The organism is Nitrospira sp., from assembly GCA_029194675.1.
In the GTDB taxonomy this organism is placed as follows: domain Bacteria; phylum Nitrospirota; class Nitrospiria; order Nitrospirales; family Nitrospiraceae; genus Nitrospira_D.
In genome coordinates, this window is sequence record JARFXP010000012.1 from 35,611 (window position 1) to 45,968 (window position 10,358).

General features: G+C 57.0%; 14 protein-coding genes. 1 reads left to right on the forward strand and 13 read right to left on the reverse strand.

All coding sequences use genetic code 11. From position 1 onward, the window contains the following. The first annotated feature begins 49 nt into the window (after positions 1-49). Entirely contained in the window at positions 50-451 is a 402-nt protein-coding gene (locus P0120_24450) for a BON domain-containing protein (GenBank protein ID MDF0677460.1), read from the forward strand. 791 nt (positions 452-1,242) lie between these two features. On the opposite strand, the gene P0120_24455 is transcribed toward P0120_24450, so the two are convergent. The 13 genes from P0120_24455 to P0120_24515 form a co-directional block, all read right to left on the reverse strand. Then, positions 1,243-1,479 (reverse strand): hypothetical protein, encoded by a 237-nt coding sequence (locus tag P0120_24455; protein MDF0677461.1) that lies wholly within the window; start codon positions 1,477-1,479, stop codon positions 1,243-1,245. Then, complete coding sequence (locus P0120_24460; GenBank protein ID MDF0677462.1) at positions 1,412-1,750, reverse strand: DUF72 domain-containing protein; 339 nt, start codon at positions 1,748-1,750, stop codon at positions 1,412-1,414. The genes P0120_24455 and P0120_24460 overlap by 68 nt, the downstream gene beginning before the upstream one ends. A gap of 107 nt (positions 1,751-1,857) precedes the next feature. After that, positions 1,858-2,259: a hypothetical protein gene (locus P0120_24465; protein ID MDF0677463.1), complete on the reverse strand. Its 402-nt coding sequence runs from the start codon at positions 2,257-2,259 to the stop codon at positions 1,858-1,860. Between the two features lie 3 nt (positions 2,260-2,262). Continuing rightward, the gene (locus P0120_24470; GenBank protein ID MDF0677464.1) at positions 2,263-2,559 is read right to left on the reverse strand and encodes an AbrB/MazE/SpoVT family DNA-binding domain-containing protein; all 297 of its coding nucleotides are present in this window, start codon (positions 2,557-2,559) and stop codon (positions 2,263-2,265) included. Positions 2,560-2,738: 179 nt separating this feature from the next. Beyond that, positions 2,739-3,722 carry a hypothetical protein gene (locus tag P0120_24475; GenBank protein ID MDF0677465.1) on the reverse strand — a complete coding sequence of 328 codons (984 nt, stop codon included), beginning with the start codon at positions 3,720-3,722 and terminating at the stop codon, positions 2,739-2,741. Next, the gene (locus P0120_24480) at positions 3,719-4,276 is read right to left on the reverse strand and encodes a hypothetical protein (protein ID MDF0677466.1); all 558 of its coding nucleotides are present in this window, start codon (positions 4,274-4,276) and stop codon (positions 3,719-3,721) included. The genes P0120_24475 and P0120_24480 overlap by 4 nt, the downstream gene beginning before the upstream one ends. 401 nt (positions 4,277-4,677) lie before the next feature. Then, positions 4,678-5,106: a hypothetical protein gene (locus P0120_24485; GenBank protein MDF0677467.1), complete on the reverse strand. Its 429-nt coding sequence runs from the start codon at positions 5,104-5,106 to the stop codon at positions 4,678-4,680. 63 nt (positions 5,107-5,169) lie between these two features. After that, the gene (locus P0120_24490; protein MDF0677468.1) at positions 5,170-5,412 is read right to left on the reverse strand and encodes a hypothetical protein; all 243 of its coding nucleotides are present in this window, start codon (positions 5,410-5,412) and stop codon (positions 5,170-5,172) included. Positions 5,413-5,935: 523 nt separating this feature from the next. Continuing rightward, positions 5,936-6,505 (reverse strand): PIN domain-containing protein, encoded by a 570-nt coding sequence (locus P0120_24495; GenBank protein MDF0677469.1) that lies wholly within the window; start codon positions 6,503-6,505, stop codon positions 5,936-5,938. A gap of 2 nt (positions 6,506-6,507) precedes the next feature. Next, the gene (locus P0120_24500; GenBank protein ID MDF0677470.1) at positions 6,508-6,966 is read right to left on the reverse strand and encodes a helix-turn-helix domain-containing protein; all 459 of its coding nucleotides are present in this window, start codon (positions 6,964-6,966) and stop codon (positions 6,508-6,510) included. A gap of 1,092 nt (positions 6,967-8,058) precedes the next feature. Continuing rightward, positions 8,059-8,301: a hypothetical protein gene (locus tag P0120_24505; GenBank protein ID MDF0677471.1), complete on the reverse strand. Its 243-nt coding sequence runs from the start codon at positions 8,299-8,301 to the stop codon at positions 8,059-8,061. 1,006 nt (positions 8,302-9,307) lie between these two features. Further along, positions 9,308-9,640, reverse strand: coding sequence for a DUF5615 family PIN-like protein (locus P0120_24510; GenBank protein MDF0677472.1), 333 nt, complete (start codon positions 9,638-9,640; stop codon positions 9,308-9,310). Further along, on the reverse strand, positions 9,624-9,935 hold the full coding sequence (locus P0120_24515; GenBank protein MDF0677473.1) for a DUF433 domain-containing protein: 312 nt from the start codon (positions 9,933-9,935) through the stop codon (positions 9,624-9,626). The genes P0120_24510 and P0120_24515 overlap by 17 nt, the downstream gene beginning before the upstream one ends. Between the last annotated feature and the right edge of the window lie 423 nt (positions 9,936-10,358).

Consider the following 10,358-nt stretch of genomic DNA (forward strand, 5'->3'; position numbering starts at 1 on the left):
AACAATGACTAATGATCCAAGGTCTCTCTTGGATGAAGGAGAAGCGCTCATGAACACACGGATTGCTCTGATCGTATGCGCGACGTTGGTCATCGTTGGATTAGTCTTGACAGGATTGGCGAACGGGCTCGGCAATGCGAACGAGCCTACCTCCCTCAATGATGCCTGGCTCACCACAAAGACCAAGATTGCCCTGTTTACTGATGCTCGAGTGATGGGAAGAGAGATCAACGTCGAAAGTGCACAGGGTTTAGTGATGATCCGGGGCAACGTGAGTTCTGATGAGACAAAGCAGACGGTGGAAGGTATCGCCAACGGAATCAATGGAGTCAAGTCGGTGAAGAACGACTTGCAAGTGGTGCGACCATCTCAGCGTGAGGTGATCAACGACAAACACGAGGCGGGTATCATTCGGGACCAGAATGAACCGTGCCAAGACCGGTCCGACTGAAGAACTCGCGTAGTGAGACCCGGGACGCAAAGGAGAGCACTGTGAAGCGCCTAGCTCGAGTCACCCTATGCTTGTGTTTATTAGATGATACACGGAAGGAGACATCATGGATACAAACTTGCTGACATTTGCAGGCGTGATTCTTGGGTTGGTAATTACAGCGGTCGTCATCTACAAGAAAGGTCAGCAGCCGTAAGATGTCTCTCAGTCAGAAGTTCGCTACGTTCCGTCCTGTGCATTGAATGGGGGTCTTGCCCCAAGGCTACAGCACCCGCGCACATCTTGCCGGTGAGTTCTGGAAGGCCACCGTTGACACTTGTGAGAAAGGCGGTGTCTATGTCGGGGTCCTGCACTCCATTCTCTCCGTTACGCCATGAGATCCATGGGTTCATCCGTTCCTGTGAAACGATCCTTTCCTCTCCGGTTCTCGGAGGCAATACGCCGTTGTCTCCTGAAGAGAGAAAAATCGTTCGGTATTACTCAGAGGAACTGAAAGCCTACCTCCTCGAATCGCAGATACACTGAGCGCTGAGTCGTTGATTCAGTAGGCGTCGAGCGGAGGCCAGGTTCTGTCTGAATGTCTGCAAAGCATGGTCGAAGTTAGTGTCACGAGTGAAGTATTTCGAACGCGAAGCGCCAGGCGAAACTATCTGCTCGTCGTCAGAAACTCGGGGGTCAGGCTGCTTTTTGATGGTATCCTTGGATACCAATGAGGGGCATGCCGGGATAACAATCGGTTGGGGGGGGAAGCTTCTGGTGTCAGGACAAGCCAAAATAGAAAGAGGTAACGCTCACGTCTCCGCTGCCTGCGGCGCATTCCCTTCGCTGCGGTTGTTGGCCAAGACATACGCCTTTCGCTTCTCACCCACCGCCTTCTTTACCAGTTCCACCGTATCTCGCCGCATCTCTGGAAGCTCTTCCACAATCTTCGTGTACGGTTCTGCTCGTTTCTTAGCGCCTTCATAGGACATCTTGAGTGGCGTGAGGAGACGAAGGACGGTGAATGGCGCTATGAAGCGCTCCTCCATTCGGTAATGCTGGTCTCCCAATGCCGGCATTGTACGACCAGTGATTGTAGACATGCGCGACGCCATGACTCTCTAAGACCTTGCGATAGTCAGGACCCAGCAAGCCTGCATTCCTGATCTCGACCGCATAGCGAAAATCCTTGGGGAGTTGGCTGAAGAAGGCATCCAGTCGCGAGCAGAATTCTTCGCTGGACATCCCGTGCCGTTGAAACTCGAAGAGAAAGGGGCCGGTGCGCGGTTCAAATTTTTCCTCCCGATAGGGAGTCAGCATGAGCTCGTTGAAGAGTTTTGCGTTAAAAGATCGCGGGCTGAGCTGGCTTGTGTCTCATAGGGGGCTACTTCGCTCAATCCCGGTTCACGCGCCAAATCCCGAGACGATTACCCTCGGTGCTTTTTGAGATAGGCCGCTGGCGGCATGATGGTGACACCGTTGATGGTCTGCCCATAGAAGCGACCAAACGCCTTGAAATCTCCGCTTAGCAAATGGGTCGCACGGACACTGATCGCCGCCCAGAGAATGGGACGGTCGTTCTCTGGGAGTTTCGCCAAGATCGACAGCTCTCCCTGTGGCGGCAAGACCGACACCACCTCGACGGAGCGACACAACTGTTCTAACTCTGCCTGTTGCTGCCCTGATGAGAGATTCCGCTTCGCCTCCTCCAGGGCATATGCCGACGTTACCAACTGCGTACGCGGCAGTGTAAATAACGTGCGAAGAGGAGTCTCGACACGGTAGGCCGCAGAGAACAGGACGTTGGCATCAAGAAAGACCCGGTCCACGGACTAGGAACGAACCGGCTTGTAGTGAGGAATCTTTCGAACGTCGAGGCCCATCTTCCGAACGGCCTCTTTGGCCCGCGCGTAGTCCTTCGGACCGACTGCATTGGAGAGAAGAAACTCCGCCTGCCGTTCCGGGGTATACATCTCGAGGGGAAATGCGGCAGCCGGTCGAATCAGAACGCCTTCGGCCCGTTCCTCGGCAATCACGAGCGACCCCTCCGTGATACCAAAACGGCGCCGCAGCAAGGCCGGAATCACCACAGCCCCTCGTTTGCCGACCTTGCTCGTTTCTGCGGGCATGACGCCTCCACCATACGTGAGATAATCAGACTGTCTGAATGTCAGGCAGGATTAAGTGTAGCCCCGTTACGGAGGAAAAGCAAGCGCCCGTGGCGCCGTCGGCCTGAACCGGCTTCGGGGTCGATGTTGCGCGTCAGTCGGCCACGGGGTGCTCCGTTAAGCGTCATTGCCAGCCCCACTCATCGTTCACGATCTTTCCCTCGCCCCCGTTCAGGTTCCGGAGTCCGGCCTCGTCCTTCCAGATAGCGCACGAGATCCACAGCCAATTGTCGGTCCTCTCCTCGCTCGGATCGTGCAAGCGTTTTCAGGACCTGCTCGTAATGATGCATGACCTCCCGCTGTTTCCGTGGCATGTGGGTGACTCGTTTCTGGCGATCGAGCCGCTTCGCTTGTGTGGTCCGATCATGCAGATGCCGCACCGTCCACCGTTCGTGCGTCGTACGATGAACCCGGCTCGTCGTGGTGGCCTCTATGCCATGTTCTCGTAAGGCCTCCGCAAACCCTTCACGCCAGCGTTGAAGATCGGCCTTCCTTGGATTGAGCCGAATCCCATCGAGGCCTGCGGCTTTCACCGTCAGATGCACATGTGGATGTGGAGACGGGTGCGGGTCCGGATCGGTCTCAAACGTGTGGAGGACCATCGCGTACTGAAACCCTGAGAACTCCCGCATCGCAAAATCACGCGCCGCCCGTTGGACAGATAGCGGATCAGTCTGTGTCGGCATGGAGAGGACGAGATGAAAGGCATCGCGCATCGTCGAGTCCGCGAGGATCGGTGTCCCCCCATCGCGCCATTCAGCTTTCAGATCGGCCACCGCCTCTTTTCCCTGAATCACCTGACCGTCTTGATCCTCGATGTCGAGTTGGCCATCGCGCGAAATGTAGGTGAGGTTGTTCGAGATGCCCTTCATCCCTTTCGGCGCCCTGACGAGTTTCACCACGACTTGCGGTGCACGACGGACCATGGCTTGTAATTTCCGCCGCACATAGGTCGCACGAGCCTGTGGCGTGCTGAGCCGTCCGCCGGTACTCACAGCCTTGGCTGAGCCAAGAGAAATGCGCGCGCTGCGACGCGGCCGTGGCAAGGTCTCCGTTGAGATGTTGAAGAGCCGACTCCCCCACTCATCCAGCTGCCGGTCGATCTGGCTGATCACAGGACTCATTGGAGCTGCCACCGCGCGACACTTCCACGCAAGACATCGGAGACCTTATCGGTATGGGCCCGGATCACGCGAGAGAGTTCGGTGATGACTTCGACTCGAAACGCGGCCCGGTTCTGAGGCGCGGTGTTCAAGACTTTCGCAATCTGGTTAAGGTTCCGCCCCAAGGCAAGCAGCTGTTGATTTGATCGGGTCAGGGCGGCGAGTTCCGGCTGCCCTACATGGGGATCCCCAGTCAATTTGGTGCGGATCATCGCGACCACCCAGGCTGTCGGCTGATAACCCTCGTGCCGGGCACAGGTGCGCAGCGCGGCGAGTTCGGAGGGCGTCACATTCAGTTTCATGCGGGCGGTGGCTCGCTCTCTTCGCCGGGTGACGCGTAGCCGAGGCGGAGCAGACGGTGTCGCGTGCCCGTCGAGGGCCTGCCGTAAGACCTGCCGAAGGGCATGGCTCGGGGTGACGCCCTGCTGCTGACACCAAGCTTGCCAGGCCACTTTCAGCTCCCCCAGATCCACCGTAATGGTCGTGGTCCGTCTTTCGGATGAGGCAATAGGCATGGGGAGGGAGCATACAACAAAGTCACAATGTAAGACAACTGGGGCTCAAGGCCATATCCTGCAAAATAAAAAAAGAAAGAAAAGAAAGAATAAGAAAGAAGATACAGATTTAGACCAACCCACCACCCACACGCGTCATGCCTCACCGCCCCAGGGAGGCATCAGCCGCGTCTCCGCAATACGTCGCACACGGATCCGCCCTGCCGCCGATGTTCGATCCATCGGCTCGTCCTCCCCAACGGAGAACGGGGCCGGAGACGCGAAGAAAAGAACAAGAGAGGAGAGAGGGGAGCCCTCCCCCCACCCCCATCCCGAGGACGCAGGTCGGGAGAGTTCTGGTCGGTAAGGGGGCATGATCTGATGATCTAATTACATCATGCCCCGTGAACCGATCGAGGAGATCACGGGGAGAGGATATCTCGAACCGCGGCGTGGGCAAAGAAACCCTGCTCTCGGAGCGTGGCAAACCAGGCTCCGGCGAACTTCTTCAAATCTTGTTTCAGCGCGGGCACGACATGGGTGCGTGTGCCCGCCTCGTCATAACAATACACCTCCTGAACGATCCCCAGGTAGTCGTTCCGAAATGATATCGGTTCAGCTGCTGCGCCGTCGGGTACGTTGTGAAACAGGAACACGATGTCGGGATCGCGCATGAGGTCGCCGTTTTGCTCGCCATAGTGACATAGCGATACCAGCCGCTGCCCGTCCGGATTGACGCCGATCTCCTCGACCGAGAGTGGCATGTAGCCACGCACCGTGATGCGCACACTATGGGCACCGCCAAGCAGCTGATCGAGATGCGTCGCAAATTCCTGATACCTCTTCATCATCTTGTTTCCTTTCTTCAGATACAGGAAGCCCCCGACCCGTGGGCCGGAGGCTTCCCGTGACGGTCAGCGATCCGACCGCTCCGCGATCCAGCGTGTCGCCTGTTGAACGACGACGATCAGCGCGTCAAGGTCTGCGACTCCGAAGGAGTCGGAATTCTTCCAGACTCCATCCTGTCCCTTGTACGAGCAGGACACGGTCACGTTGTAGAACGGACCCTTCAGGCCCTCGTTTTGCCAGATGCTCGCCGTGATGCGGCTGCATCGGAGCGTGGTGACCGGCTGGGGTTTCTTGTCTTGAGGTGCCATAGTCTTGTCTCCTTTAAGTTAGAGTTGATGTGTTGGCCTCTCACGAGGCAGTGGAGGCCACACAGCGACGACAAAGGAGACAGAGAGGCCGCTGCACCCTGGCGGGCCGGCGGGCGCGAAGCGGAGGAATGACCGCGAAAGACGACGCGAGTTCTCGCGGCGGGCGGGCATGATCGACGCAGCCTGCCGGTGGAAAGCCAGGGCGGTGGCCGGATGCCCACAGGCACCGGACCTGAAACCACAAGCTGGTCCCCGCTCATCACCAGCACGGCATGGCAGAGCAGCTTCAACGGACGAGGCGAGAAGGTCTTGTTCAGATAGGCCGAAGCGACCAAGCTCGTTCGCCAAGATGGAAGAGAGTCAACGAGTCGGCTTCGAGACGGTCTTGTGCTTGTTGCAGTTGTCGGCCAGCAGGCGACCGACTACGCGTCAGATGGTTGATGAACGCAGTGGAAGACCGAACGGCTCTCACGAGGTTGCCGGGGTAGCATCACCATAGTTGTAGTGAAAGAAGGGATGAGAATCAGAGACGACCGGCGTAAGAACGAAGCACCGCCACGAATTGTGTTAAGGACTGGCGTTCAAGCGTGTCGAGGTATTCACCCGTGGTCTTGGGAGGATGTTTGAGCCTCGCCCGATGTGTTCTGACAGCGGCGCAGACGATGCTCGGTGCCAGGTTGAACAGGTGCAGCAGAAACTCATCGGGGTGTTGGGGCGTAATGCCGTATTTTTGGAGTTCCTTGTCGGGAAAGTCCGTGAGGTTGTAGGTGACAATGACGTCAGCCCTCCCGCGAATGGCGGCCGCCAAGACATGCCGATCATTCGAGTCTGGCAGGGTGAGGGAGGGAATCAACTCCTCAAAATCTTCAACGAGGCAGTCGCGAGCATGCAGATCCATGAGGTCTCTCGTGCGACGGAGCTGCACCGCAGTGAGATCTGGTCGATCCTCAAGCACCGCCCGTATCCACTCGTCGTGAATGTGTGAGGACCATTTGGCACGAAACAGATCTGTTATCGCCAATTCGAGGAGCAGATCACGGAGCGGAGCGGGATACAAAACACAGGCATCGTAGAGCGCGGTGAAGGTGGCCACATTCAATAGCCCATCTTCAGTGCTTGCGCGTCTTCGGTCAGTTGATCGAGGGTCGCACGGCGGTCCGCGTCGATCTGATGTTTGTAGCGCATGAGATCGGCGAAGAGAATGCGCCGATGGGTTCCCACCTTGCGGTAGGGGATTTTCTGCTCGTCTAACAGATGCACCAGGAACGGACGGGACACATTCAGCACGTCCGCAGCCTCTTGCGTCGTGAGTTCGGCATGGACCGGAATCAGTGTGACGGCATTGCCCGCCGACATTTCGTCAAGGATGCTGAAGAGGAGTCGGACAGCCGAAGGAGGCAAAAAGAGACGTTCAGGGGTTTTCCGCTTCTGAATAATCTGAACATGGAGATCCAGGGACTGGCCTTGATGCGAGGCCAAGGCATGGAGCGCTTTCTTCGCGAGCGCGGCATCCTCCGCCGTCGGTACAATCGGTTCTCTGGTCGACGTGGTCATGGATGCGCTCCTCTCTTCTCTGAAGGCAGTATAGCAGTCAATCGAAATAAGCGCAATAACCGAAACAAGTGAAATGCTATGCAGGTTTCTGTTGTGGTGGTGCGGTTTGTTCAGACCGCACCACGCGGCAGTGGCGGTTCCTCGCCCCGTGATGGTGTCCCTCCCTCGGCTCCTCGATCACCATCGAAGAGCCAAGCCGACCATGAACGGACTCAGACACCGGACTCGCACACCGACCTCTTCTCAACATCGTGTTGCGCCCCCTCACCCACGCGGGGGCGCAACGGAATTTCCCTGTCTGTGGCAACGCGCGGCTGCAAGCGTGACATCGTTCGCGATGGCGCGGTTGCCACGGGCGTGCCACACCCCTTGATGTGCAACGGATGTTCTCTCGGCACGATCGAGTCGCGTGGAGCGACACGACGGTGCCTAATCCCATGTGGCACGGCGTCTCCAGACGCGGTGCCTCAAAGACCTGACTGGAGAAGTCTCAGCCCAGAGAGCCTTCCGGGGGATTCCTACAGCGTGCATGGTCAAGAATGTAGAGCAGAACTTTTCGCCGCGCATCCCATGCCATTGGAACTCCATGAGAAAAGGGCCGGAGGAAGGTCAGCAGGAGGTCATTAAATAGCGTAGCATCAAGAAACCGCGACTCGAGCTGGCCAGCAGTGGTCCATGTCTGGATAAAACTGTTCGCATTTATCTGTAAGTGCATGCATATTTATCCACTCGTATGAAGCGCGTTGAGCTGGATCGCCAAACTAAAGCTGTGTTCCGCCGCCATCGAGGCATGCTACGAACCTCTCAAGCCCTGAAGCTTGGGATCCATCCACGCATTCCTCCCCGACCCTCATCTTCTGGCCTACTCTCCTGAGAGTGCGATCGCGGAGAAATTTCAGGCGATGGTGCAGCTGGATTCAGCGCTCAGCCGAATGAAGGATTTTTATGACATTTGGCTACTTGCCAGCGGTCATCCATTTGATGGCTCTGTTGTAACCGAAGCGCTCCAGGCCACGTTCACGCGGCGTCTTGTTTCCTTTCTTCAGATGCAGGAAGCCCCCGACGCGAAGGCCGGAGGCTTCCTCACTGCGATCAGCGACCCGACCGCTCGGTGACCCAGAGTTTCGCCTGTTGGGCGACCGCCACAAGAGCGTCAAGGTCCGCCAGGCCGAAGGATTCGGAATTCTTCCAGACCCCGTCCTGGCCCTTGTACGAACGGGCCACGGTCACGTTGTAGAACGGGCCTTTCATGCCCTCGTTCTTCCAGATGCTCGCCTTGATGCTGCTGCATCGAAGCGTGGTGACCGGCTTGGGTTTTTTGTCGTGAGGTGCCATGTGTTGTCTCCTTTAGTTAGAGTTGATGTGTTGGCCTCTCACGAGGCAGTGGAGGCCACACAGCGACGACAAAGGAGACAGAGAGGCCTCCGCCACCTGGCGGGCCGGCGGGCGCGAAGCGGAGGAATGACCGCGAAAGACGACGCGAGTTCTCGCGGCGGGCGGGCATGATCGACGCAGCCTGCCGGTGGAAAGCCAGGGCGGTGGCCGGATGCCCACAGGCACCGGACCTGAAACCACAAGCTGGTCCCCGCTCATCACCAGCACGGCATGGCAGAGCAGCTTCAACGGACGAGGCGAGAAGGTCTTGTTCAGATAGGCCGAAGCGACCAAGCTCGTTCGCCAAGATGGAAGAGAGTCAACGAGTCGGCTTCGAGACGGTCTTGTGCTTGTTGCAGTTGTCGGCCAGCAGGCGACCGACTACGCGTCAGATGGTTGATGAACGCAGTGGAAGACCGAACGGCTTTCGAGGCTGTAGGGGAAGTGGCACCTTAGTTGTAGTAAAGAAGGGATGAGAATCCGAGACGAGCGGCGTGCGAAACGATCAGACGTTTCCGGCGACTCTTAAACCAGACTGAGTTTGAAGGGACGGATGGACTGGATGGCGAGAAAGTCCCGTTGATTCTGCGTCACGACGGTCCCACCAATTGCGTGGGCTGACAGCGCAATGAGGACGTCGTGGGTGAGTGAATGAGCCTGTCCGAGCGGTATCCATGGACGGCTTGAAGCTGCCGTAGGACGCCACCGGCGTCTTCGTAGACTTCCTCAGATGGGACGAGCAGCCGACCCAGTTTCCGAAAGGTTCTGAACAGATCGTGCAAACGCGTTCGATCCTCAGTTGAAACCAAAAGGGCAGGAGTCTTTGTGTGATCGTCAAGACAAAATAAAGGTCGATAGGCGCGCCATGGGAGGCTATCCGCCGGAGGACCTATTACAAATCTGAAGCATATGGAAGGTCGTGAGGACTACCCTCAAAGAGGGCAAAGAGAGTGGGTACCGGACGTGCTTACAGAAACTCGATGTGTCCTTCCATCTCGTCAGCATCGAGGACCTGGTGGAGTAACATCAAACCATGAATGGTCTCTCCGATCGACGTTCCTTGTGGGGCATACACGATGCCACAATGAGGATGCCCAGCAGCATGGAGACGGAGGAAATCGCTATCTTGCGTAAAAATCACCCGCCGTTCAGCACGGGCTCGCTGCATATGCGCGGCGTCGGGTGCGCTGAGGAGGCCTGCCTCACCCACTGTCTTGATATCAACGCCTCGTTCGCGTAAGCCTTGCACAACGGCTCTGGGAACGTGTTCGTCGAGATAGAACCTAATTTTTCCCGGCATTCAGCTTGTGCTTGAGCTTGGAGGGCGTGGCGTGGCGTAAGGACTCGGCAAAGGCCTGGCCCTCAGCCATGTCTTTGTCGATATCGGCGCGATGATCGAAATAGTACGCGAGGGCGGCATGGACATCAGCTAGCGTCAGGTCATAGTCGCTGGCAATTTCATCGACACTTTTCCCCAACCGCTCATGCCACATGACAATATCGCACACGGTAATACGATGGCCTGCAACACGGGGTTTCCCCCCTGCAATATCAAGGCTCGTTTCAATGTGCTGATCTAATGTTTTCGTGGGCATGAAGGACCCCCTTACTTCCACTAGCGACAGCCTCTAATGTAGCAGAGTTGTTTCTGATACACCAGAACCACCAGCGAACTGTTGAATAGATCAAAAGAGAGTGTTGGTGGTTAGATGCTTGGAGCACGCGCTGAATGAGTCTTGTAATCAAAATGATGTAGTACTCTATTCGGGGTCCTCTGCTACCACGCTGCTACCAGGACAGGACAAACTAGCCCCATCTTGCCCCCTATCGGAGGAGTCGTCTTTTGTTGTTTCTTGTGGGGTTAGGTTGTCTGAGGTGGGACTAGAGACAGTTTGTAAACCGCAGGTTGGAGGTTCGATTCCTCTCGCCAGCTCCAAACCAAGCTCGCTCGATCCGGAGCGCTCCCAATCTGCGCGACGGAATAAACGCCTCCTGTGAATCCATTTCTATTGTTCGAC

Bases quoted from the DNA above. Each gene is read 5' to 3' on its own strand.
- P0120_24515 (MDF0677473.1), bottom strand. From the start codon at position 9,935: ATGCCCACGAAAACATTAGATCAGCACATTGAAACGAGCCTTGATATT.
- P0120_24480 (MDF0677466.1), bottom strand. From the start codon at position 4,276: ATGCCTATTGCCTCATCCGAAAGACGGACCACGACCATTACGGTGGAT.
- P0120_24470 (MDF0677464.1), bottom strand. From the start codon at position 2,559: ATGCCCGCAGAAACGAGCAAGGTCGGCAAACGAGGGGCTGTGGTGATT.
- P0120_24450 (MDF0677460.1), top strand. From the start codon at position 50: ATGAACACACGGATTGCTCTGATCGTATGCGCGACGTTGGTCATCGTT.
- P0120_24455 (MDF0677461.1), bottom strand. From the start codon at position 1,479: ATGGAGGAGCGCTTCATAGCGCCATTCACCGTCCTTCGTCTCCTCACG.
- P0120_24475 (MDF0677465.1), bottom strand. From the start codon at position 3,722: ATGAGTCCTGTGATCAGCCAGATCGACCGGCAGCTGGATGAGTGGGGG.
- P0120_24490 (MDF0677468.1), bottom strand. From the start codon at position 5,412: ATGGCACCTCAAGACAAGAAACCCCAGCCGGTCACCACGCTCCGATGC.
- P0120_24460 (MDF0677462.1), bottom strand. From the start codon at position 1,750: ATGCTGACTCCCTATCGGGAGGAAAAATTTGAACCGCGCACCGGCCCC.
- P0120_24505 (MDF0677471.1), bottom strand. From the start codon at position 8,301: ATGGCACCTCACGACAAAAAACCCAAGCCGGTCACCACGCTTCGATGC.
- P0120_24510 (MDF0677472.1), bottom strand. From the start codon at position 9,640: ATGCCGGGAAAAATTAGGTTCTATCTCGACGAACACGTTCCCAGAGCC.
- P0120_24485 (MDF0677467.1), bottom strand. From the start codon at position 5,106: ATGATGAAGAGGTATCAGGAATTTGCGACGCATCTCGATCAGCTGCTT.
- P0120_24500 (MDF0677470.1), bottom strand. From the start codon at position 6,966: ATGACCACGTCGACCAGAGAACCGATTGTACCGACGGCGGAGGATGCC.